General features: G+C 67.7%; 19 protein-coding genes. 5 read left to right on the top strand and 14 right to left on the bottom strand.

What is annotated here, in order from left to right:
- The first annotated feature begins 243 nt into the window (after positions 1 to 243).
- On the top strand, positions 244 to 1,908 hold the full coding sequence (locus HFGMBDPB_RS03460; protein ID WP_016445743.1) for a Na/Pi cotransporter family protein: 1,665 nt from the start codon (positions 244 to 246) through the stop codon (positions 1,906 to 1,908).
- A gap of 21 nt (positions 1,909 to 1,929) precedes the next feature.
- Here the strand turns inward: HFGMBDPB_RS03460 and HFGMBDPB_RS03455 are convergent, their stop codons facing one another.
- A complete protein-coding gene (locus HFGMBDPB_RS03455) occupies positions 1,930 to 2,754 on the bottom strand; it encodes an NUDIX hydrolase (RefSeq protein WP_212644945.1) in 825 nt (274 codons plus the stop codon).
- Positions 2,751 to 3,731, bottom strand: a complete 981-nt coding sequence (locus tag HFGMBDPB_RS03450) for a quinone oxidoreductase family protein (protein WP_126310874.1) — start codon at positions 3,729 to 3,731, stop codon at positions 2,751 to 2,753. The genes HFGMBDPB_RS03455 and HFGMBDPB_RS03450 overlap by 4 nt, the downstream gene beginning before the upstream one ends.
- Positions 3,732 to 3,872: 141 nt before the next feature.
- Between HFGMBDPB_RS03450 and HFGMBDPB_RS03445 the strand changes: the two genes are divergently transcribed.
- Entirely contained in the window at positions 3,873 to 4,784 is a 912-nt protein-coding gene (locus HFGMBDPB_RS03445) for a DMT family transporter (protein WP_016445740.1), read from the top strand.
- Here the strand turns inward: HFGMBDPB_RS03445 and HFGMBDPB_RS03440 are convergent.
- From HFGMBDPB_RS03440 to HFGMBDPB_RS03400, 9 genes are all read right to left on the bottom strand, one after another.
- Positions 4,759 to 7,509 (bottom strand): bifunctional diguanylate cyclase/phosphodiesterase, encoded by a 2,751-nt coding sequence (locus tag HFGMBDPB_RS03440; protein WP_212644944.1) that lies wholly within the window; start codon positions 7,507 to 7,509, stop codon positions 4,759 to 4,761. The two genes, HFGMBDPB_RS03445 and HFGMBDPB_RS03440, sit on opposite strands and share 26 nt — an antisense overlap.
- Before the next feature lie 183 nt (positions 7,510 to 7,692).
- The gene (locus HFGMBDPB_RS03435; RefSeq protein WP_212644943.1) at positions 7,693 to 8,490 is read right to left on the bottom strand and encodes an SDR family oxidoreductase; all 798 of its coding nucleotides are present in this window, start codon (positions 8,488 to 8,490) and stop codon (positions 7,693 to 7,695) included.
- Positions 8,491 to 8,630: 140 nt separating this feature from the next.
- Positions 8,631 to 9,947, bottom strand: coding sequence for a DUF3422 family protein (locus HFGMBDPB_RS03430; RefSeq protein ID WP_016445737.1), 1,317 nt, complete (start codon positions 9,945 to 9,947; stop codon positions 8,631 to 8,633).
- A gap of 153 nt (positions 9,948 to 10,100) precedes the next feature.
- On the bottom strand, positions 10,101 to 11,612 hold the full coding sequence (locus HFGMBDPB_RS03425; RefSeq protein ID WP_016445736.1) for a tripartite tricarboxylate transporter permease: 1,512 nt from the start codon (positions 11,610 to 11,612) through the stop codon (positions 10,101 to 10,103).
- A gap of 15 nt (positions 11,613 to 11,627) precedes the next feature.
- On the bottom strand, positions 11,628 to 12,116 hold the full coding sequence (locus HFGMBDPB_RS03420; protein WP_016445735.1) for a tripartite tricarboxylate transporter TctB family protein: 489 nt from the start codon (positions 12,114 to 12,116) through the stop codon (positions 11,628 to 11,630).
- A gap of 196 nt (positions 12,117 to 12,312) precedes the next feature.
- A complete protein-coding gene (tfpB, locus tag HFGMBDPB_RS03415) occupies positions 12,313 to 14,115 on the bottom strand; it encodes a type IV pilus assembly ATPase TfpB (protein ID WP_212644942.1) in 1,803 nt (600 codons plus the stop codon).
- 69 nt (positions 14,116 to 14,184) lie between these two features.
- Entirely contained in the window at positions 14,185 to 14,985 is an 801-nt protein-coding gene (locus HFGMBDPB_RS03410; protein WP_016445733.1) for a class I SAM-dependent methyltransferase, read from the bottom strand.
- 20 nt (positions 14,986 to 15,005) lie between these two features.
- On the bottom strand, positions 15,006 to 15,551 hold the full coding sequence (locus HFGMBDPB_RS03405) for a DNA-deoxyinosine glycosylase (RefSeq protein ID WP_046984438.1): 546 nt from the start codon (positions 15,549 to 15,551) through the stop codon (positions 15,006 to 15,008).
- A gap of 75 nt (positions 15,552 to 15,626) precedes the next feature.
- Complete coding sequence (locus HFGMBDPB_RS03400) at positions 15,627 to 16,448, bottom strand: TatD family hydrolase (RefSeq protein WP_043789797.1); 822 nt, start codon at positions 16,446 to 16,448, stop codon at positions 15,627 to 15,629.
- Between the two features lie 214 nt (positions 16,449 to 16,662).
- On the opposite strand from HFGMBDPB_RS03400, the gene HFGMBDPB_RS03395 reads away from it, so the two are divergent.
- On the top strand, positions 16,663 to 18,129 hold the full coding sequence (locus tag HFGMBDPB_RS03395) for a methyl-accepting chemotaxis protein (protein ID WP_212644941.1): 1,467 nt from the start codon (positions 16,663 to 16,665) through the stop codon (positions 18,127 to 18,129).
- 43 nt (positions 18,130 to 18,172) lie between these two features.
- On the opposite strand, the gene lolD is transcribed toward HFGMBDPB_RS03395, so the two are convergent.
- From lolD to HFGMBDPB_RS03380, 3 genes are all read right to left on the bottom strand, one after another.
- Complete coding sequence (gene lolD / locus HFGMBDPB_RS03390; protein WP_013800885.1) at positions 18,173 to 18,889, bottom strand: lipoprotein-releasing ABC transporter ATP-binding protein LolD; 717 nt, start codon at positions 18,887 to 18,889, stop codon at positions 18,173 to 18,175.
- Positions 18,882 to 20,135, bottom strand: coding sequence for a lipoprotein-releasing ABC transporter permease subunit (locus HFGMBDPB_RS03385; protein WP_034347641.1), 1,254 nt, complete (start codon positions 20,133 to 20,135; stop codon positions 18,882 to 18,884). Before HFGMBDPB_RS03385 ends, lolD begins: the two co-directional genes overlap by 8 nt.
- Before the next feature lie 61 nt (positions 20,136 to 20,196).
- Positions 20,197 to 20,703: a MarR family winged helix-turn-helix transcriptional regulator gene (locus HFGMBDPB_RS03380; RefSeq protein WP_012207200.1), complete on the bottom strand. Its 507-nt coding sequence runs from the start codon at positions 20,701 to 20,703 to the stop codon at positions 20,197 to 20,199.
- A 143-nt stretch (positions 20,704 to 20,846) separates the two neighbouring features.
- Here HFGMBDPB_RS03380 and HFGMBDPB_RS03375 point away from each other — a divergent pair, with 143 nt between their 5' ends.
- Together HFGMBDPB_RS03375 and HFGMBDPB_RS03370 are read left to right on the top strand one after the other, a co-directional pair.
- Positions 20,847 to 21,869, top strand: a complete 1,023-nt coding sequence (locus HFGMBDPB_RS03375) for a tripartite tricarboxylate transporter substrate binding protein (protein ID WP_212644940.1) — start codon at positions 20,847 to 20,849, stop codon at positions 21,867 to 21,869.
- 44 nt (positions 21,870 to 21,913) lie between these two features.
- Positions 21,914 to 23,239 (top strand): sulfatase family protein, encoded by a 1,326-nt coding sequence (locus HFGMBDPB_RS03370; RefSeq protein WP_212644939.1) that lies wholly within the window; start codon positions 21,914 to 21,916, stop codon positions 23,237 to 23,239.
- Positions 23,240 to 23,292 lie beyond the last annotated feature (53 nt).

Genomic DNA, 23,292 nt, shown 5'->3' with positions numbered 1-23,292 from the left:
CGGAGCCGCCGCCGCCAGCCCCTCTTGCGAGGGGCTTTTTCATTGAGGGGGCCACCGGCTGCATGCCGGCGGGTTTTCCTCGGGTTTTCCTGAGTGCGTTTTGGGTCAACCGAAATTCTTTTCGATTCGTTTTATTTCTACAATTTTCCTTATTTCGCACCAAACTGTGCGCTCATGCGGCCGACTCTCCTGCGCGCAAGCCGGGACCGGGGTTATATTGGTCCGCTTCTCCGCTCACAGCACATGAAGCACTTACTCAATCTACTGGCCGCCATCGCCCTGCTGGTCTGGGGCACGCACATGGTCCGCACCGGCGTGCTGCGGGTGTTCGGCGCCAACCTGCGCAACCTGCTCGCCCACAGCATGAGCAACCGCTTCTCGGCCGCGCTGTCCGGCCTGGGCGTGACTGCGCTGGTGCAGTCGAGCACGGCGACCTCGCTGATGACCTCGGCCTTCGTGGGCCAGGGCCTGATCTCGCTGCCGGCCGCGCTGGCCGTGATGCGCGGCGCCGACGTGGGCACGGCGCTGATGGCCGTGCTGTTCTCCACCGACCTGTCCTGGCTGTCGCCGCTGTTCATCTTTGTCGGCGTGGTGCTGTTCATCACGCGCCAGGACACCACGGCCGGGCGCATAGGCCGCGTGCTCATCGGCCTGGGCGTGATGCTGCTGGCCCTGCGCCTGGTGGTCGATGCCACCGAGCCGCTGCTGGAAGCCCCCGCCGTGCGCACCCTGCTGGCCTCTGTCACCAGCGACATCTTCATGGAGCTGCTGCTGGGTGCACTGCTGGCCGTGATGGCCTATTCCAGCCTGGCCATCGTGCTGCTGATCGCGGCCATGGCCAGCTCGGGCGCGATTCCCATGGAAGTGGCGCTGGGCCTGACGCTGGGCGCCAACATCGGCAGCGGCCTGGTGGCCGTGCTGACCACGGCCAAGTCCAGCGTGGAAGTGCGCCAGGTCACCATCGGCAACATGCTGTTCAAGATCATGGGCGTGGCCATCGTGGCGCCCTTCCTGGGGCTGTGGGCCACCTATGTGATGCCGCTGATCGACGGCAAGGGCCAGAACATCGTGCTGTTCCACCTGGCCTTCAACATCTTCAACAGCCTGTGCTTCATCGGCCTGACGCAGACCGTGGCGCGCTGGGTGACGGCCCTGCTGCCCAAGCCCGAGGCCAGTTCCACCAGCCTGCTGCGGCCCCGCCACCTGGACCCCTCGGCGCTGAGCACGCCGTCGCTGGCCATTTCCTGCGCCGCGCGCGAGGCCCTGCACCAGGCCGACATGGTCGAGTCCATGCTGATCGGCATGCAGCGCGTGCTGGAGACCGACGACCTCAAGCTGTCCCAGGAGCTGCGCGAACTCGAAGGCACGGTGGACGACCTGTACTCGGCCATCAAGTACTACATGACCAAGATCTCGCGCGCCGAACTCGACGAACGCGAGGGCCAGCGCTGGACCGAAATCATCAGCTTCACCATCAACATGGAGCAGATCGGGGACATCATCGAGCGCGTGCTGCTGGACATCGAGGACAAGAAGATCAAGAAGGGCCGCCAGTTTTCCGAGGCCGGCACGCAGGAGATCCGCGAGCTGCTGCACCACCTGCTGGACAATCTGCGCCTGGCCATGAGCGTCTTTCTCAACGGCAATGTGCGCGAGGCCCAGAAGCTGCTGGAGGAAAAGGCGCGCTTTCGCGATCTGGAACTGGCCTACTCGGCCACCCACCTGGCCCGCCTGTCCGACAACACCGTCTCCAGCATAGAGACCAGCTCGCTGCACATCGACCTCATCAGCGACCTCAAGCGCATCAACTCGCTGCTTTGCTCTGTGGCCTATCCCATCCTGGAATCGGCCGGCGCCCTGGCGCCCAGCCGGCTCAAGGAATCGGCGCTGGACAAGGCGGCGCGCTGAGGCGCCGCAAGCCTTGCCCGTTCACCAGCCCAGCCAGGCCGTCAGCACCTGGGCGGCCTCGGGCGTGAAGCGGTCCTGCAGCAGCCATTGCACGAGCTGGTCGCGCTCTATCAGTGCAAAGGCCTGCACCTCGCCATCCTGGTTGCTGGGCTCCAGCGCAGCCGGCACGGTGGCGCTGAACCAGTCGATGCGTTCGCGCATGAAGCCACGGCCCTCGGCCTCGTCGCTGGGGCGCTCGAACAGTACGTGGCCGCCATGGCGCAGGCCCTGCAGCTCGCCCACGCGCAGGCCGGCCTCTTCCCAGGTTTCACGCTGCACGGCTTGTTCCAGGGTATCGTGCGCGGCCACCATGCCGCCCATCAGCGTGTCCCACATGCCGGGGTTGGTGGGCTTGCTGTCGGCGCGCTGCTGCACCCAGATGCGGCCGTCGGCCGTCTCGCCCACCAGGTGCACGGCCAGGGTGGCAATGCCCAGCGGACGCACGGCGCCACGCTCCACGGTGCCAATGCGCTGACCCTGCACGTTGCACACGGCCAGTTGCTCATTGCGCCAGGGGCCGCTGTGGCCGCAGGCTCGCAGCACGCGTGCCAGGGCGTTGAGCAGGGCCGTGGCATCACCTTCGCCCTGCAGGTGCCAGTGGCCGGCCTGCTGCCGCAGCGCCACGCCATGGGCCTGCATCACCCCGTCCGGCAACTGCGCAGCCAGCCCATCTTCCAGCGAACCGATTTCCTCTGCCGCCACCTGAAGCGGCCGGCGCGGCTGCAGCGCAGGCTGGCGGGTTGCGGCGCGCACCCGGTTCAGCCATGCCTGCACGCCTGGGTCGGCTGGTCTCTTTTCCCCGTTCATGGCAGCAAGATGGTGGAGCCCGTGGTCCTGCGTGCCTCCAGGTCCAGATGGGCCTGGCGCACTTCAGCCAGCGGATAGCGCTGGTCGATGTGGATCTTCACGGCACCGCTTTCCACCACGGCGAACAAATCATCGGCCATGGCCTGGGTGGCCTCGCGGCTGGTGATGTGGGAGAACAGGGTCTGGCGCGTCACATACAACGACTTGGCGGCCAGCACGGCGGGTGCGAAAGGCGCCACGGGACCGGATGCGTTGCCGAAGCTGACCATCAGCCCAAAGCGCCGCAGGCAGGCCAGCGAGCCTTCCCAGGTGTCCTTTCCCACGCTGTCGTAGACCACCTTCACGCCCTGGCCGCCCGTGATTTCCTGCACGCGTTCGGCGAAGTTCTCGCTGCGGTAGTTGATGGCATGGGCCGCGCCGTTGGCCAGGGCCAGCGCGCACTTCTCGTCCGAGCCTGCCGTGGCGATGAGCTTCAGGCCCATGGCCCTGGCCCATTGGCAGGCAATCAGGCCCACGCCACCGGCCGCCGCGTGGAACAGCACGGCATCACCCGGTGCCAGGCCCTCCACCGGAATGCATTTCTTGAGCAGGTACTGGGCGGTCAGGCCCTTGAGCATCATGGCGGCAGCCGTCTCGAACGCGATGGCGTCGGGCAGGCGGCACACGCACATGGCGGGCATGACACGCACTTCGCTGTAGCTGCCCGGCGGATTGCTGGCATAGGCCACGCGGTCGCCCACGCCCAGGTGCTGCACGCCCTCTCCCACGGCCTCGACCACGCCTGCGCCCTCCATGCCCAGGCTCAAGGGCATGGGCAGCGAGTACAGGCCCGAACGCTGGTAGACATCGATGAAGTTCAGGCCCACCGCATGGTGGCGTATGCGCACTTGGCCCGGCCCGGGCTCGCCCACGGCGACCTGCACCAGCTCCAGGACTTCGGGGCCGCCGTTGTGGCGGATCTGCACTGCAATACCCATGGGATGCACTCCTGCAAAAAACCAACAAGAGCGGCATCGTGCCATGTTTCGGGAGGCCACGCGAAAGACGCTGCACCGGGCCCGCACAGGACTGGCGCAAGGCCGGCAAAGAGCGTTCGCAGCACCTATAGTGGCGGGCCTATGAGCCACACGAGCCCGCCGCTGAAGCTGTCCACCGCCGCCATCCTGACGCTGCCGCCCCTGCTGTGGGCCGGCAACGCCATCGTGGGTCGCCTGGTCCATGACCTGATCTCGCCGTTTGCGCTGAACTTCCTGCGCTGGGCCATTGCCTTTGTCCTGCTTGTGCCGCTGGCAGGATGGGCACTGGGCCGCAGCAGCGGCACCTGGAGCCACTGGCGTCAGTTCGCCGTGCTGGGCCTGCTGGGCATCGGCTGCTACAACGCGCTGCTGTATCTGGCGCTCAAGACCTCGACGCCGCTGAACGTCACCCTGGTCAGCTCCAGCATGCCGGTGTGGATGCTGGCCCTGGGCCGCATCGTCTGGGGCATTCCCGTCAGCCGGCGCCAACTGCTGGGCGCACTGCTGTCGATGCTGGGCGTGGCCGTGGTGCTGTCGCGCGGAGATCCCGAGCTGCTGCTTCATCTGCAGCTCGTGCCCGGCGATCTGTTCATGGTGCTGGCCACCATGGTCTGGGCCCTCTACACCTGGCTGCTGTCCAAGGCGCAGGTCCCGCAGCGGCTGCGCTCGGACTGGGCAGGCTTTTTGCTGGCCCAGATGGTCTTCGGCCTGGTATGGTCCGGCCTGTTCACGGGCGGCGAGATGGCCATGGGCCAGTTCCACATTCAGTGGGGCTGGCCTCTGGGCGGGGCACTGCTGTTCATCGCCCTGGGCCCGGCCATCCTGGCCTACCGTTTCTGGGGGCTGGGCGTGCAGCGCAGCAGCCCGGCCGTGGCGGGCTTTTTCGGCAATCTGATCCCGCTGTTCACCGCCCTGCTGTCGATCGCGCTGCTGGGCGAAGCGCCGCGCCTGTACCACGGCCTGGCGTTCGTACTCATCGTGGGCGGCATCATGGTGTCTTCGCGCCGGGGATAGCCTTGGGCAGGCCGTGTGCCGTGGTGCGCACGGGCACCTTGGCCAGCAGCTGTTCGAACGCGCGGATGGGAACGGGCGGGCTGAACAGATAGCCCTGGAAGTACTCGCAGCCGTAGTGCGCCAGCAGGGCGCGCTGCTCCAGCGTTTCCACACCTTCGGCGATCACATCCAGGTTGAGGTTGCGAGCCATGCCGATGATGGTCTGCACGATCACATCGTCGGTATGGCGCATGCCCAGGTGGCGCACGAAGGACTGGTCGATCTTGAGCTGGTTCAGCGGCAGCTGGGTGAGGTAGGTCAGCGAGGAATGGCCGGTGCCGAAGTCGTCCATGGAAAAGCACACGCCATGGCTGCGCAGCTGCTTCATCTTGGCGATGGACTCCTGCACGTTCTCGATCACCAGCGACTCGGTCAGCTCCAGCTTGAGCAGATGGGGGGCGATGCCTGCGCTGCGCACCTGCTCGATGACCTGGGAGGCAAAGTCCTGGTGGCGGAACTGGCGGGCGCTGACATTCACGGCCACCTGCAGATGGCGCAGCCGCGCATCCTTTTGCCAGGCGGCCAGCTGCTCGCAGGCCGTGCGCACCACCCACATGCCCAGCGGCACGATGATCTCGCTTTCCTCAGCCACGGCGATGAACATGCCGGGCGGCACCAGGCCGCGCTCGGGGTGGCGCCAGCGCAGCAGGGCTTCGGCACCGATGACCTCGCCTGCCAGCGTGAACTGGGGCTGGTAGTGCAGCTCGAACTGGGACTGCGCCAGGGCCTGGCGCAGGTCGCCCTCCATGCGCACGCGCTGGTGGATCTCCACCTGCATCTGCGGATCGAAGAAGCACAGGCCGCTGCCGTTGCGCGCCTTGATCTGGTACATGGCGATGTCCGCCTGCTTGAGCAGCTCGGCCGCCGACTGCGGCTGGCGGCCGAACAGCGTGGCGCCAATGCTGCAGGCGCTGCGGTGCAGGTGGGCACCCAGCACATAGGACTGGTTGAGCCGCGCCAGGATCTTCTCGCCAATGCGCTGGGCCAGCGTGGCCGCCTCGGCAGGCTCGTGCGACAGCTCGCAGAGCATGACCACGAATTCATCGCCCCCCAGGCGCGCCACCGTGTCCGAAGAGCGCACGGCGCTGCGCAGCCGGTGCGCCACCTGCTGCAGCAGCTGGTCGCCCACTTCATGGCCGAGCGTGTCGTTGAGCATCTTGAACTGGTCCAGGTCCAGGAACAGCAGCGCCCCGGTCCAGCCTTCGCGCGCAGCCAGCACCGTGGCCTGGGCCAGGCGATCCAGCAGCAGGCGGCGATTGGGCAGGCTGGTCAGAGGATCGTAGAAGGCCAGGCTTTCGATCTCGGCCGTGGCCAGCCGGATATCGGTGACATCGTTGTAGGTGATGACCACGCCGCCCTCGGCAGCCGGGCGCGCCGTCATCTGCACGAAACGGCCGCTGGCCAGTTGCTGCTCCATGGGGACGCCAGGACGCAGCACCAGTTGCCGGTGCAGGTCCTTCGCCTCATCGATCTGCTCCGGCGCCGCCACCAGACCCACGGCGCTGGGGCTGGCATCCAGCAGGGATTGCAGGGGCCGGCCGGGCTCCAGCTGATCCGCATGCCATGGAAACATCTCCTCGTAGCAGCGATTCCAGCGCAGCACGCGCTGCTGTGAATCCAGCAGCAAAAAGCCGCTGACCATGCTGTCCAGCGCCTGGTCCAGCCATTGCTCGGAGCGCTGTGCCTGACGGCGCGCGGCATGCAGGCGATCCATGTAGCGGTGGACCGTCCAGCCCAGTATGGCCAGCAGCACGCCGAAGATCATCACGGCCAGCACCATCAGCCAGGCCGCCACACGCCAGCCCGCCAGCACGGAGGACATGGGCAGGCTGGCCGTGACCCACAGATTGCCCTTGGGCAGCGGATGCGCGGCCACCAGGGCGGGCACGCGGCTCAGGCGTGCGGCCATGGGCATGACGCCGCTGGACGCCAACTGCGATGTCGCCGGCAGCAACCGCGCAGCCGAGGCCTCGCCGTAGGGGGGCATGGACAGCAGCAGCTCGCCGCTGCCCTGCTCCAGCGTGACTTCCAGTCCGTCCAGCACGCCGCCCTGGGCCAGCACCGCGCCCAGCGCCGCCACCGGCACCTGCATCAGCACATAGCCACCCTGCTGCGCACGGCTCAGCGGGCGCACCAGATAGAGCATGCGCTCGCCGCCCGGCGGCTGCGGCGCCACGGAGGGCGGGCTGGCCAGCAATTCTGAGCGGCTTTGGGCCGCAAGGCGCTCCCAGGCCTGGGCCGGCAGATCAATGGCCGGGCCATCGCCCGAAGCCGCCAGCTCGCGGCCCTTGGAGTCGTGCACGGAGGCGCGGCGCGCCAGCGTGTTCTGCCGCTCCATGGCGTGCAGCATCTCCTGCAGTTGCGGCTGCGAGGCCGATGCGGGATCGCGCGAACCCAGCCATTCATCCACCCCCATGGCCAGTGCGTCCAGGGATTCAAGGCTGCGGCTGATGGCCGCCTCGGTACCGAGCACAAAGCGCACCAGGCGCAGCGATGCCTCTTCCTGCGCGGTGGTGCGCATGCCGCTGAGCAGCCAGACGACGGCGGCCGCCAGGGCCACCGTCAGCAGCACGAGCATCAGGCCCAGGGTATGGCGCACGCCTGGGGGACTGAGCGCAGCCGCCGGGCGCGCGGAGGGGCCTGCAATCGCCTGCGACCAGTCCGTCTGGTGGGACAGTTCGCTCATCTCCCGGCTCCCTGCATGGCATGCGACATGGGCAGGCTGCGGCGAGGCCGCTGGCCGCGATGCAGGGCCGGGGTTTTCAAGACCGCCCCTGTCCGCCGCCCGTTTGCAACTGCGCGGCCATGCCTGGCACTGTCCGGGGCTTGCGGGCTCCGGAGGCGTTCATGGTCGCAGTGCCCTGGCGCATCAGAAGGTTCCTGCGTACAGGCCGCCGTCGGGCAGGATGTTCTGGCCCGTCATGTAGCCTGCGTGGGCGCTGCACAGGAAGGCGCAGATGGCGCCGAATTCATCGGGCGTGCCGAAGCGGCGCGCCGGCACCTGGGATTGCTGCACCAGGCGCACATCGTCCAGGCTCTTGCCGCTCTTGTTGGCGGCGGCCGTGAAGGTGGTGCGCAGGCGGTCGGTGTCGAACTTGCCAGGCAGCAGGTTGTTGATGGTCACGCCCTTGGCCGCGATGCCGCTGCGCGCCAGGCCCGCCACAAAGCCCGTGAGGCCGCTGCGCGCGCCGTTGGACAGGCCCAGGATGTCGATGGGCGCCTTCACGGCGCTGGACGTGATGTTGACGATGCGGCCGAAGCCGCGTGCCGCCATGCCGTCCACCGTGGCCTTGATCAGCTCGATGGGCGTGAGCATGTTGGCGTCCACGGCCTTGAGCCAGGCCGCGCGGTCCCAGTCACGGAAATCGCCGGGAGGCGGGCCGCCCGCATTGGTGATGACGATATCGAAATCCACGCCCGGGCCGCCGGCGGCCGACAGCACGGCGGCACGGCCTTCCTCGGTGGTGATGTCGGCGGCAACGGCCAGCACCTTCACCTGCGGCGCGAGGGCCGCAAGGCTGGCCGCGGCCTCCTTCAGGGCCTCGGGATTGCGCGCATTGATCACCAGGTTCACACCCTCTTGCGCCAGCGCCTTGGCACAGCCAAAGCCCAGGCCCTTGCTGGCGCCACATACCAGGGCCCACTTGCCCGCGATTCCCAGATCCATGTCTCACTCCTGAACAAACACAACCTTGCTCGATCCTTGCAGAACGGCAGCGCACATTGTGCGCGAGGCTTCGACGCTTTCACGCCAAACGTGAGAAAACGTGAACTCGCCGGCACACCGGCGAGCCCCTGGCGCTGCCTTCAATGCGCGCCGCCGCCGTGCTGGCCACGGAACAGCCTGTGGTGCAGCCTGCGCAAGGACCACCACACACCCAGCGCCACCACGGGAATGGCGACGGCGGCCGTGCTCTCCGGCGACCAGGGCCAGCCCAGGGCCTTGGCGCCCTTGGCCAGATAGCTGATCAGGCCCGTAAAGTAGTAGGTGATGGCGGCCACGGACAGGCCTTCCACCGTGGACTGCAGCTTGAGCTGCATGTCCTGGCGCTGGTTCATGGCGCCCAGCAGTTGCTGGCTGCTTTGCTGCTGCTCGATCTCCACGCGCGTGCGCAGCAGGCTGCTGACGCGCGAGACGCGCTCGGACAGCGCGTTCTGCCGCCGCGCCGCCCATTCGCAGGTGCTGCGCGCCGGCGTCAGGCGCCGGTCCATGAACTCGCGGATGGTCTGTATGCCGTCGATGCGTGATTCCTGGATGTCCTGAATGCGCTTGTCCACCAGCTCGAAATAGGCCGCACTGGCGGAAAAGCGCGAGTGCGTGGTGGCGTACTCGCTCTCCACCTGCCCAGCCAGGCGCGTGAGCCGGTCCAGCAGCGCCGGCTCGGCATCGCGGTCCGCCAGGCGGATGGAATGGGCCAGGGCCGCCAGGTCCCGCTCGGCCGTGGCCAGAACGGCAGCGGCCTGGCGGGCGGCAGGCAGGCCCAGCAAGGCCGCCATGCGGTAGGTCTCGATCTCCAGCAGGCGCTGCACCAGCCGCCCCAGGCGGCGCGGCGACAGCGATTCGCCGGCCAGCAGCAGCATGCGCGAGAAGCCATCGGCATGGATGGCGAAGTCCGTGTAGACCTTGCCCGCATCGCCGGCCACGCGTGCGCCCACCAGCGTGTCTTCCTGCAGCAGGTGGCGCACCAGGTGCGGCTCGTTGATCGCCTGTTCCTGCAAGGCCCACAGGTGCAGGCCGCTCAGGCACTGGCCAGGCAATGCAGCCAGCCAGTCGCGCGGCACGTAGTCGATGGCGGCCTCGGGCTCGCGCACATCGTCCATGCCGGCCTGCGACATGGGCTTGCTGAAGGTCCAGCAGACGAATTCCGTGTGCAGCTCCCAGCGCAGGTGAAAGGCGCCCAGATCGATGAGCACATGCGTGGTCGCCGCATCGGGCGGGGGCAGGTGGTGGTTGCGCAGCAGGGTGGCCACATGGGCGCGGCTGGCCTCGCGCTGGGCCGCGTCGGTGAGCATCACCACGTGGGTGATGGCCAGCGGCGCCTGCATTTCCTCGGCTGGACGCGCATGGATCTCGTTGTGCAGCAGCACGCGCAGCGGGTGCTGGGATGACAGAAGTGGGGACATCGTGACCTCGAAAGACTGCGCGCTATTGTGCAGGCACGGGCGCTGCGTCCTCCTGCCATCCGGGATCAACAGCTTTCACGTGCATTTCTCGTCGACGCAAAAAAAAACGGCCCCGAAGGGCCGTCAAGCAACATGGTTGCAGCGCTGAGGCGATCAATCCTCGACGAATGCTTCTTCGCGCTTGTTCTTCACTGCGGGCATCAGCACCACCACCAGCAGCACCACGGCGGCGAGCAGCAGGCCGGCCGAGATCGGACGGGTCACGAACACGCTCCAGTCGCCACGCGACAGCAGCAGCGCACGGCGCAGGTTTTCTTCCATCATCGGGCCCAGGATGAAGCCCAGCAGCAAGGGAGCCGGTTCGGTGCCCAGCTTGTGGAACACATAGCCCACGAAGCCGAAGATACCCACCATCCACACGTCCCAGGTGTTGTTGTTGGTACCGTACACGCCGATCGCGCAGAACAGCACGATGGACGGGAACAGCCAGCGGTAGGGCACGGTCAGCAGCTTGATCCAGACGCCGATCAGCGGCAGGTTCAGGACGATCAGCATCAGGTTGCCGATCCACATCGAGGCGATCAGGCCCCAGAACAGCTCGGGGTTGCTGGTCATCACCTGCGGGCCCGGCTGGATGTTGTGGATGGTCATCGCGCCCACCATCAGCGCCATCACGGCGTTGGGCGGAATGCCCAGCGTCAGCAGCGGGATGAAGGAGGTCTGCGAACCTGCGTTGTTGGCCGACTCGGGCGCGCACACGCCACGGATGTTGCCTTGGCCGAAGGGGACTTCGCCCGGCTTGAGCTTGGTCTTCTTCTCGATGGTGTAGGCAGCAAAGGCCGACAGCATGGCACCGCCACCGGGCAGGATACCCAGGGCAGAACCCAGGGCCGTGCCGCGCAGCATGGCAGGCAGCATGCGCTTGAAGTCCTCGGCGGTGGGCATCAGGCCCGTCACCTTGGCTGCGAACACTTCGCGCTCGTCCTCGGGCTTGGACAGGTTGGCAATGATTTCGCCGTAGCCGAACACGCCCATGGCGATCACGACGAAGTCGATACCGTCGGTCAGTTCGGGAATGTCGAAGCTGTAGCGGGCCACACCGGAGTTCACGTCGGTACCGACCATGCCCAGCAGCAGGCCCAGCACGATCATCGCAATGGCCTTGAGCAGCGAGCCCGAAGCCAGCACCACGGCGCCGATCAGGCCCAGGGTCATCAGCGAGAAGTACTCGGCAGGGCCGAACTTGAAGGCCACTTCCGTCAGCGGAGGCGCGAAGGCGGCCAGGATCACGGTGCCCACGCAGCCTGCGAAGAACGAGCCGAGTCCTGCGGCAGCGAGAGCGGGTCCCGCTCGCCCCTTTCTGGCCATCTGGTAGCCGTCGATCACGGTCACCACGGACGAGGATTCACCCGGCAGGTTCACCAAAATGGCGGTGGTCGAGCCACCGTACTGCGCACCGTAGTAGATACCGGCCAGCATGATCAGCGCCGCCACCGGAGGCAGGGCGTAGGTCGCTGGCAGCAGCATGGCGATCGTTGCCACGGGGCCGATGCCTGGGAGCACGCCGATGAGCGTACCGAGCAGACAGCCGACGAAGCAGTAGATCAGGTTCTGGAAAGTGAAGGCGACGCCGAAGCCGGTCGCCAGGTTCTGAAAAAGTTCCACGGACGATGCTCCTGCTTAGCCGGTGATGAAGCTGGGCCAGACGGGGAACTGCAGATTCAGTGCCCACACGAAGGCCACATAGCTGCCTACGGCAAGAACGGTGGCCAGAATTGCCACTTCCTTGAAGTTGAAGCTATGGCCGCCCAGGCTGGCGATGAACACCAGCGCGTAGATGGCGACGATCAGACCGAACTGGGGAATGCCCAGATTGGGAACGCCGACCAGCAGGATGCCGAAGGCAAAGTTCGCGGCCAGGATGAAGAACACCTGCTTCCACGCCCACTTGCCGATCTTGTCACCGCCGGAGGGTCCCTTGGTCAGGCCGGAGAAGCAGATGGCCGTGCCCAGAATGGACATCAGCACACCCAGGATCAGCGGGAAGTAGCCCGGGCCCATGCGGGCACCGGTGCCGACGGTGTAGTTGGTTGCGCCGATCGCAAAAGCGAGGCCGACAACCAAAAACATCACGCCGGAAAAAAAGTCTTTCTGACTCTTGATTTTCACGAGAATGTCTCCTTACGGAATCACGACCCGGCGATTTTGCGTTCAGAAAAACTGTGTCCGAATGTGGATTCCACCTACAAAGGGCATACCCTCATGTCCTACCCGCATGAGGAAAAAAGGGTGCCCATGCCAGGCACCCCATCCATCATTGGCAACGGCCTGCGCAAGAGCAGGCACTTACGTTTTTATCCGCCAGTCAGCCCAGCAGGGGCGTGCTGGCCATGACCTCTTGCAGCGTGGTCACGCCTTCGGCCACGCGCAGGGCTCCGGCCAGGCGCAGCGGACGCATGCCGTCCTGCACGGCCTGGCGGCGCAGCGCATCCATGGACGGCGAGGTGTGGATCTGCTGCTTGAGCGCCTCGCTCACGGTCAGCAGCTCGTACAGGCCCATGCGCCCGCGAAAGCCCGTCATGCGGCAATCCACGCAACCCACGGGCTTGTAGGGCTGGTAGCTGCCTGACAGTTTCCAGGGCCGCACGGCCTCGGCCAGCGTGGCGGCCGAAGTCTCCTCGTCGCGCTGCTTGCATTGCGGGCACAGCGTGCGCACCAGGCGCTGGGCCAGCACGCCCAGCAGCGTGGCGTTGATCAGGTAGGGCGGCACGCCCAGCTCCATCAGCCGGCTCACGGCGCTGGGCGCATCGTTGGTGTGCAGCGTGGAGAACACCAGGTGGCCGGTCAGCGCGGCCTGCACGGCCATCTCGGCCGTGGCCAGGTCACGGATTTCGCCCACCATGATGATGTCCGGGTCCTGGCGCATCAGCGAACGCAGTCCCTCGGTGAAGCCGAAGTCCAGCTGCGTCTGCACCTGGGTCTGGTTGAAGCTGGGCTCGATCATTTCGATCGGGTCCTCCACGGTGCTGACGTTGACCTCCTCCGTGGCCACGCGCTTGAGCGTGGAGTACAGCGTGGTGGTCTTGCCCGAGCCCGTGGGACCGGTCACGAGGATGATGCCGTGCGGGCGGCGCACCAGCTCGTTCCAGCGCTGGGCGTCATGGCTGGTGAAGCCCAGGGCGTCCAGGTCCTTGACCGTGTTGTCGGGGTCGAAGATCCGCATCACCAGCTTTTCGCCAAAAGCCGTGGGCAGCGTGGACAGGCGCATTTCCACCTCGTCGCCGCGCGGGTTGCGGGTCTTGATGCGCCCATCCTGGGGACGGCGCTTTTCCACCACGTCCATGCGCCCGAGCAGCTTCACGCGCGAGACCATGGCATTGAGAACGCCCATGGGCACCTGGTAGACCGGATGCAGCACGCCGTCGATGCGAAAGCGGATCACGCCCTGGTCGCGCCGGGGCTCCATGTGGATGTCGCTGGCGCGCTGGTCGAAGGCGTATTGCCACAGCCAGTCCACCACGCGCACCACGCCCTGGTCGTTGGCATCGAGCTGCTTGCTGCTGTTGCCCAGCTCCACCAGCTGCTCGAAGCTGGCCGCGCTGGCCGCACCGCCGGCCTTCTCGGCAGCGCGCACCGACTTGGCCAAGGCGAAGAACTCGCCCGTGTAGCGCTTGAGGTCCACCGGACTGGCCAGCACGCGGCGCACCTTGCGGCGCGCCTGGCGCTCGACCTCGGCCACCCAGTCGTCGATGAACGGCTCGGCCGTGGCCACCACCACTTCCTGCGGCGACACCTGCACGGGCAGCACCTTGTGGCGCTCGGCATAGCTGGCGCTCATGATTTCGCCCACGCGGCCCGCATCCACGCGCAGCGGGTCGATGCGCAGGTAGGCCAGGCCGCTGCGGCTCGCCAGGTACTGGGTCAGCTCCTCGATGTCCAGCGCGCGCCCGTCACCGGCCCGGGCCACGCCCACGTTGGCCAGCCGGACCAGCGGGTGCTGGGTGCTCTCGGCCTGCGAGCAGCGCGCCACGGTGCGCTGGGCCTCTTCGGCCGTGATCACGCCGTCGGCCTGCAGCCACTGCACCAGCCTGCGCCAGTCCAGGGGCCCCGAAGGATTGCGCGGAGCGACGGCGGTTGTGGGCTGTGTGGTGGAGGTCGGGTCGGACATGGCGTTGGGCCGGAAGCTGAACTGCGCCCTATGGTAAGCCTGCCGGCCTCCCTGCCCGGCCAGCCCGCTCTACCAGGGCCGCACGAAGATCTTGGGCCAGCGCGTGGTGGGCAGGTCCCAGCGGGCCTGCACCTGGGCGCTGGCGGCCTGCAGCGCTGCGGGGTCGAGCGCGCGCGGGGTGCGCTGAGCCAGCACCACGGTGTTGCCTTCGCGCGTGGGGCGGAAGGCCCACATGGCCTCTTCGCCAAAGGCTTCGGCCATGCGTGCCAGGCTGCGCTCGTAGCTGGAGGTGCGGCCGAACAGGTTGACGGTCATGATGCCGTCCTCGGTCAGCAGATTGCGGCAATCGGCATAGAACTCGGCGCTGTCCAGCACGGGCGCGGCCGCATCGTGGTCATAGAGATCAACGGCCAGCGCATCGACCGTGCCCAGCCACTGGCTCTTGCGGATTTCCTGGGCCGCATCGGCCAGCACCACGCGCAGCGTGTCGCTGTCGGGCGGCAGCTTGAACCAGCTGCGGCACACGGCCAGCACCTGCGGGTTCAGCTCGATGGCCGTGGTGCGCATGCGCAGCTTCTTGTGGCAGAACTTGGTGATGGCTGCGGCGCCCAGGCCCAGCTGCATGGCATGGCGCCCGGCCACGCTGGCGGGTTCCATGAACAGCAGCCAGCCCATCATGCGCTGCACGTACTCCAGCTCGATCTCGAATGGCTCGCGTATGCGCATGGAGCCCTGTATCCAGGGCGTGCCCAGGTGCAGGTGGCGCACATCGCCATCGTCGGAGACGCTGACTTCGGGCAGCTCGGCGTCTGCGGCGTTGGCGGGAGAGGAAGGGGCGGCCTTGGCGGCGCCACGGGTCTTGCGTATCACGTCGGGAAAAATGGAAAGATTCAGAGCAGTTGATGGAGAGCCAGCGCCTCGCGCCAGGCCTGGACCTTGCGTTCGAAACGCCAGCTCGCGTTGGCCGGGCTGGTCGATGGCAGCTTCACGGCAGCCAGGCCCAGGGCCTGCGTGCGGCCGGCGTGCTTGTAGCTCTCGCCACCGTTGTGCAAGGCCAGCGTCAACTGCGGGCAGTGCGTGCGCAGCCCAGCGAAGTCGTTCACCTGGGCAGCGCGGATGGCGCTGTCCAGGCTGCCTTCGCGCTCGCAGCTGGCGTACACATCCCACAGCCCCAGGCCCCGGGCCAGCAGCCATTCGCAGCGGCCCGCATAGTCATCTCGGCCGGGCTGCGGATACTCGGGCCACAAGGCCTGGAGCAGGGGCCAGAACTGGTTTTGCGGATGGGCGTAGTACTGCTGCTGCTGCAGCGAGCGCAGGCCGGGAAAGCTGCCCAGCACCAGGGCCCGGGTCCGCGCATCGGCCACCGGCGCCAGGCCCTGCCAGCGCGGGGTGCCGGGGGGCGGCAGGTCGGGAACGGTCAAGGACATGGCCGGCATTGTCGCCCAGCGGTCGCCGGGCTGCTGGCAGCGGGCGGCAAGACCGCTCAGGTTCAGGTTCCGCTCAAGCTTGGTTCAGGCCATGGCGGGCAGGCCTCGCAGCGCGGCACGCGCGTTGCGGCCCGTGGCCTCGGCCAGGGCCTGGGGCGTGATGCCGCGCAGTTGCGCAATCACATCCGCAATGCGTGCCAGCTCGGCCGGCGTGTTGCGGCCCTGGGCCTGGCCCTGGGCGCGCTGCCCGGCCGTGGTGTAGAGCCAGTGCGGCGGAATGTCGGGAGCGTCGGTTTCCAGCACCAGCGCGTCCAGCGGCAAGCTGGCTGCCAACTCGCGCAGCCTGAGCGCGCGGTCATAGGTCACGGCGCCGCCGAAGCCCAGCTTGAAACCCAGGTCGATGAAGGCCTGGGCCTGCTGCCCGCTGCCATTGAAGGCATGGGCAATGCCGCCCGCCACGGGCCGTGCGCGCAGGGTCTTGAGCAGCCGGTCGCTGGACTTGCGCACATGCAGGATGACCGGGAGATCGAACTCGCGCGCCAGCGCGATCTGCTGCTCGTAGAACCAGACCTGCCGCTGTGCGTCCAGCCCCGGCACGAAGAAGTCCAGCCCGATCTCGCCCACGGCCACCAGTTGGGGATCGCCACGCAGCCGGTCCAGCGTCTCGCGCAATGCGGCAATGTCCTGCTCGCGGGCATTGGGCGTGTACAGCGGATGGATGCCCAGCGCATAGCTGTCGCCATGGCGCCGCGCCAGCGCCACCACCGTGTCCCAGTGCTCGCGCGCCACGGCCGGAATCACCAGATGCGCAACGCCTGTCTCGGCCGCCTGCGCGCGCACGGCATCGCGGTCGGCATCGAATTCGGGGGCATCGAGGTGGCAGTGGGTGTCTATCCAGGCGGGCATGGCCGCATCATGCCACCGGCCCGGGCAGCGCCCGTCCAAGGGGCAGACGAGGCCCGGAGCAAGGGCAAACCCTTGGCTTATTGCGAGTCGGCTCCGTTTGACAAAATCAATACACGAATGGCTTGCGCCTCCATAAAAATACATAAAGTAACACTTGCACCCCGCATCGGGCTCCCGCATCACCGGCCGGCATGCTTTGGAGAGAGGAATTCCCATGAAGCGCTCAGCATGGAGTCGAATCCTGGACCTCGGTGGCGCACGCCGCAAGGCGGAGCTTGACGGGCAATTGGCCGCCATACACAAGTCCCAGGCGGTGATCGAGTTCGACCTGCAAGGCCATGTGCTGGCTGCCAACCAGAACTTCCTGGACACCATGGGCTACGAGGAGCACGAGGTCATCGGCCAGCACCACCGCATGTTCGTGGACAGCCAGGTCAGCGAATCCCCCGAATACGCCCGGTTCTGGCAGCGCCTGGGCAGCGGCATCCACGATGCGGGGCGCTACCGGCGCATCGCCAGGGATGGGCGCGATGTCTGGCTGCAGGCCAGCTACAACCCCATCTTCGACCGGCATGGCCGGCCCTTCAAGGTGGTGAAGTACGCCACCGACATCACCGAGCAGCAGCGCCGCAACGCCGATGCCGAAGGCCAGCTGGCGGCCATCTCCAAGGTGCAGGCCATCATCGAGTTCGACCTGGACGGCAACATCCTCCATGCCAACCGCCTGTTCCTGCAGGCCATGGGCTACACGCTGGACGAGGTCGTCGGGCGGCACCACAGCATGTTCGTCCAGCCCCATGAGCGCCAAAGCGCCGAATACGCGCAGTTCTGGCGCAAGCTGGGCAGCGGCCAGCACGATGCAGGCCAGTACCTGCGCATCGGCAAGCACGGCCGCCAGGTCTGGATCGAGGCCAGCTACAACCCCATCCTCGATGCCGACGGCCGGCCCTTCAAGGTAGTCAAGTACGCCCGCGATATCACGCGCCGCTTCACGGCCGCGCAGACCCTGGGCGAGGCCATGCAGGGCCTGAGCGAAAGCGCCGAGCACGCAGGCCAGGCCAATGAACTGGCCCGCCAGGCCTGCCGGGTGGCCGAGCAGGGCGGGCGCACGGTGCACGAGGTCATGGGCACCATGGAGTCCATCAGCGCCAGCTCGCGCAAGATCAACGACATCATCGGCGTGATGGACGGCATCGCCTTCCAGACCAATATCCTGGCGCTCAACGCCGCCGTGGAGGCGGCCCGCGCCGGCGAGCAGGGCCGGGGCTTTGCCGTGGTGGCCGGCGAGGTGCGGGCACTGGCGCAGAACAGTGCCGCCGCCGCCAAGGAGATCAAGCAGCTCATCCACACCTCGGTGGAGCAGGTGGCTCTGGGCGCCGAGCAGGTGCGACAGGCCGGCGGGACCATGCAGGAAATCGTGGATTCCTCCCACCAGGTCACGGCCATCATGGGCGACGTGGTGCAGGCCTCCATGGCGCAGTCTGCGCGGCTGCGCGAGGTCACGGCCGACCTGACGGCCCAGAGCGTGAACATCGGCGACACGCCCCGCGCGCAACCCGTGCGCAAGTCGCTGCCGGCGGCCATGGTTCCCGAGGCCCCGCAGATCAAGGCGGCGCCAGCGCCCACCGTGGTGCCTTTGCGCACGCCGCACATGGGCGGCAAGCTGCTGCGCATGGCCTGACGCCGGAGCGCGCAGGACGGCACATGCAGGACCCAGTACAGGGTCAGGCCAGTTGTCCCTGCACCAGGCGCACCATGCGGTCGCAGCGCGCCGCGAGCTGTTCGTCGTGCGTGACCATCACAAAGGCCGTGCCATGGCTGCGCGCCAGCTCCAGCATCAGGCGGAACACGGTGTCGGCCGTGCTGCGGTCCAGGTTGCCGGTGGGCTCGTCGGCCAGCACGCAGGCAGGCTGCGTGACCAGGGCGCGGGCAATGGCCACGCGCTGGCGCTCGCCCCCCGACAGCTCGGCCGGCCGGTGCAGCATGCGTTCGCCCAGGCCCACGGCCGCCAGCATGCGTGCGGCGCGCTCCATGCACTCGGCCCGGTCGTCGCGGCGTATGCGCAGCGGCATGGCCACGTTGTCCTGGGCGCTGAATTCGGGCAGCAGATGGTGGAACTGGTAGATGAATCCCAGGTGCCTGTTGCGCAGCGCACCCTGCTTCTGGGCGCTGAGTTCATGCAGGGGCTCGCCCTTGAGGGTGACGCTGCCGCTGGTGGGGGCATCCAGCCCGCCCAGCAGGTGCAGCAGCGTGCTCTTGCCCGAGCCCGAGGCGCCGACAATGGCCAGCGTCTCGCCCGCACGCACCTGCAGGTCGACACCTGCCAGCACCTGCACGTTGAGCCGTCCTTCGGCGAAGCGCTTGGTCAGGCCGCGCGCATCGAGGACCACGGCGCCCTGCTGGGACACTTCGAAACCGGGCATCACATTCACTTCATTCATAGCGCAGCGCCTCGGCGGGGTTCACGCGGCTGGCGCGCCAGCTGGGATAGATGGTGGCGACAAAGGCCAGGACCAGGGAGATCACGGCGATGGGCATGATGTCGCTGTACTGCGGATCGCTGGGCATCTTGCTGATCAGGTAGATGTCCTTGGGCAGGAAGTTGGCATGCAGCAGGCGCTCGATGGCCGGCACGATGACATCGATGTTGAAGGCAATGCCCAGGCCCAGCAGCAGGCCCGCGAAGGTGCCGATGACGCCGACCATGGCGCCCTGCACCATGAAGATTCCCATGATGCTGGACGGCGAGGCGCCCAGCGTGCGCAGGATGGCGATGTCGGCGCGCTTGTCGGTCACCGTCATCACCAGCGTGGACACGAGGTTGAACGCAGCCACGGCCACGATGAGCGTGAGGATGATGAACATCATGCGTTTTTCCAGCTGCACGGCCGCGAACCAGGTGCGGTTCTGCTGGGTCCAGTCGCGGATCAGCAGGCGGTCGGTGATGGTGTGGGCCAGTTCCATGGCCACGCGCGGTGCCTCATGCAGGTCCTTGAGCTTCAGGCGGATGCCAGTCGGCCCTTCCAGGCGGAACAGGCGCTGCGCGTCCTCGTAATGCATCATCACCAGGGCCGAGTCGTATTCGTAGTGGCCGGAGTCGAAGGTGCCGGCCACATGCATCTGCTTGAGGCGGGGCACCACGCCGGCCGGCGTGACCTGGCCGCCCGGGGCGATCAGCGTGACCATGTCGCCCTGGCGCACGCCCAGCGAGCGCGCCAGCTCCACGCCCAGCACCACGTTGAACTCGCCAGGCACCAGGCGCTGGAGCACCTCGGCATTGGTGGCGGCCACGTCGGTGACCTCCCCCTCGCGCGCCGGATCGATGCCGCGCACCAGCGTGCCCTTCATGTCCTCGCCGCGTGCCAGCAGCGCCTGGGCCGCGACGAAGGGTGCGGCGCCCAGCACGTCGGGGTTTGCGCGCGCCTCGCGCATGGTGCGCTCCAGATCGGGCAGCGCCGCGCCCTGGGGCGCGAAGATCTCGATGTGCGAGACCACGCTGAGCATGCGGTCGCGCACTTCCTTCTGGAAGCCGTTCATCACGCTGAGCACGATGATCAGCGCCGCCACACCGAGGGCGATGCCCAGCATGGAGACGCCGGAGATGAACGAGATGAAGCCGTTGCGGCGCGTGGCGCGCCCGGCCCGGGTGTAGCGCCAGCCGACGGCCAGTTCGTAGGGAAATTGCATGGGCATGCATTGTGTCATCGCCCACAGGCCCTGCATGGCGGCAGGCTTTGCCGTCGGCGTGTCAGCGCCGGTGCCGTCCGCGGTCCACACGCGGCAGGGCGTCGTAGCGGCCCTCCGCCTCCAGCGTCAGCGCATGGCGCTGCAGCCTGGCCAGCAAGGTATCGAATTGTGCGAGCTCCTCGTCGCTGAGCACGGACACCAGGTCCAGGTGGATCTGGGCCATGCGCGGCAGGATCAGGCCGTACATGCGCCGCCCCTCGGCGGTCAGCGACACGGCCACGCGGCGGCGGTCGCCGGGCATGGGGCTGCGCTGCACCCAGCCCTTTTCCTCCAGCCCGCTGAGGGCGCGCGAGGTGCGTGCGCGGTCCAGCTGCGCGCGTTCGGCCAGCTCCGACGACAGCAGGCCCTCGTTGGCAGCCACCGTGGCCATCACGCCCCACTCGCGGCGCGTGATGCCGAAATGCGCCTCGCACATGCGCATGGCCACGCCGCCCGCTGCACCGAAGTAGCGGTTGATGCGAAACAGCAGCATCTGCTGGATGGAGGTGGGAGCGGGACGGGTATTCACGGGGAACAGTTGATTAGATCAATTGCTGCGGGGACTTCTACAGTGGCCCCGTCCGGAAAGGAGACAACGGGAGCCACCGTCCGGAGCCGGCCTGGGGATTCTCGCAAAGCCCGGCGCCCCCGCAGCGCAGAAAGTTCGCCACCATGTTTTCCCTGTTCCAAGCCACCCATGCCACCCATGCCTTGCGCAGCCCGCTGCTGCGGGCCGGCCTGGCCCTTCTGCTGGGCCTGGGCTCCGGCGCTGGCGCCCGAGCCGATGCGGCCGCCGATGCCGCGGCCTGGCCCGCCAAACCCGTGCGCATCGTCGTCGCCTTCGCGCCCGCCGGCGCTGCCGACATCCTGGCGCGCAGCCTGGGCGAGGTACTGCAGCGTGAACTCAAACAGCCCTTCGTCGTGGACAACCGGCCCGGCGCGGGCGGCAACATCGGCACCGACAACGCGGCCAAGGCGCCCGGCGACGGCTATACGCTGCTGGTCGGCATCGACACGACCTTCACCGTCAATCCCTTCATCTACAAGAGCATGCCCTTCAAGGGCACGGACCTGCGTCCCGTGATGATGATTGCCTCGCAGGGAATGATGGTGGCCGTGAATCCCCGCACCGGCCTCAGGACGCTGGACCAGTTCATCGCCCAGGGCAAGAGAAGCGGCCTGACGCTGGGCTCGGCCGGCTACGGCACGCCGGGCCACCTGGCCTCGGCCATCCTGACCCATGCCACGGGCGCCAAGGTCAGCCACGTGCCCTACAAGGGCAACGCCCCGGCCAGCACGGCCGTGCTGGCCGGCGAGGTGGACGGCGGCATCATCAGCTCCTCGGCCATGCTGGGCCAGGTGGCGGCCGGCAAGGTCGTGCCGCTGGCCGTGACCACGCGCCAGCGCAACCCGCTGGTGCCCGGCGTGCCCACCGTGGGCGAGCTGGGCCACAAGGACCTGGAGCAGGAAGTGCTGTTCGCCCTGTGGGTGCCGGCCGCCACGCCCGAGCCCCTGGTCGCCAGGATCCAGTCCGCGCTGGAAAAGGCCATGAAGGATGCGGCGCTGCGCGAGCGCATGCGCGCCAACGACCTGTTCTATGAAGGCCTGACCGGTCAGGCCGCCGCCGAACGCATACAGGCGCTGGCCGACCGCTACCGGACCGTGATCCAGTCCACCGGAATGAAGATGGAATGAGCGCCGCCGCTTCCCGCCCACGACCCTGCACAGAACGCATTTCCATGTCCCGTCCCAATATCCTCTTCATCGTGGCCGACGACCTCGGCTATGCCGACCTCGGCTGCTACGGCGGCCGGGCGGCCGACTTCGGCCCGGTATCGCCCGTGCTCGACCGACTGGCCGCCGGCGGCCTCAGGCTCACCCAGGGCTATGCCAACTCGCCCGTGTGCTCTCCCACGCGCTTTGCCCTGGCCACGGCGCGCTACCAGTACCGCCTGCGCGGCGCGGCCGAGGAGCCCATCAACAGCAGGACACGCGGCACGCCGCTGGGCGAGAAGCTGGGCCTGCCGCCGGACATGCCCACCGTCCCCTCCATGCTCAGGAATGCCGGCTACCGCACGGCGCTGATCGGCAAATGGCACCTGGGCTACCCGCCGCACTTCGGCCCGCTGCGCTCGGGCTACGAGGAATACTTCGGCCCCATGTCGGGCGGCGTGGACTACTTCACCCACCTGAGCAGCTCGGGCCAGCACGACTTGTGGGTGGGCGAGGAGGAACACCATGACGAGGGCTACCTGACCGACCTGCTGTCGCAGCGCAGCGTGGACTTCGTCCACCGCATGGCCCAAGGCGATGCGCCCTTCTTACTGAGCCTGCACTACACGGCGCCGCACTGGCCCTGGGAAACGCGCGAGGACCGCAGCACGGCCGAGGCACTGGGCGCAGGCATTGCCCACCTGGACGGCGGCAACATCCACCAGTACCGCCGCATGATCCACCACATGGACGAAGGCATAGGCTGGATCGTCGAGGCGCTGCGCGCCAACGGGCAGCTGGACAACACCCTCATCGTCTTCACCAGCGACAACGGCGGTGAACGCTTCTCCGACAACTGGCCCCTGGTCGGCGGCAAGATGGACCTGACCGAGGGCGGCATACGCGTGCCCTGGATCGCGCACTGGCCGGCCGTGATCGCACCGGGCCGCAGCAGCCCCCAGCACTGCATGAGCATGGACTGGTCGGCCACGGTGCTGGATGCCGCCGGCGTGCAGGCGCCAGAGGGCCATGCGCTGGACGGCATCTCGCTGCTGCCCGTGCTGCGCGCCGAAGATGCCGAATTCCCACGCACCCTGCACTGGCGCATGAAGCACCGCGGCCAACGTGCCCTGCGCGATGGCGACTGGAAGTACCTGCGCGTGGACGGCATCGACTACCTGTTCGACCTTGCCGCCGACGAGCGCGAGCGCGCCAACCAGGCAGTGCGCGCGCCCGAGCGTCTGGCCGCCATGCGCAGCGCCTGGGAAGACTGGAACCAGGGCATGCCACCCATCCCCGAGGACGCCACGGTCAGCCTGGTCTCTTCGGCCCGGGACATGCCCCAGCGCTGAACCGCGCTCCAAGGGGAAAAACGAAGGCGCCGGCACTGCGGCACCCCATGCCC

Source organism: Delftia sp. PE138, from assembly GCF_018320755.1.
GTDB classification, from domain to species: Bacteria; Pseudomonadota; Gammaproteobacteria; order Burkholderiales; family Burkholderiaceae_C; genus Comamonas; species Comamonas tsuruhatensis.
This window is presented reverse-complemented; position numbering and strand designations above follow the sequence as displayed.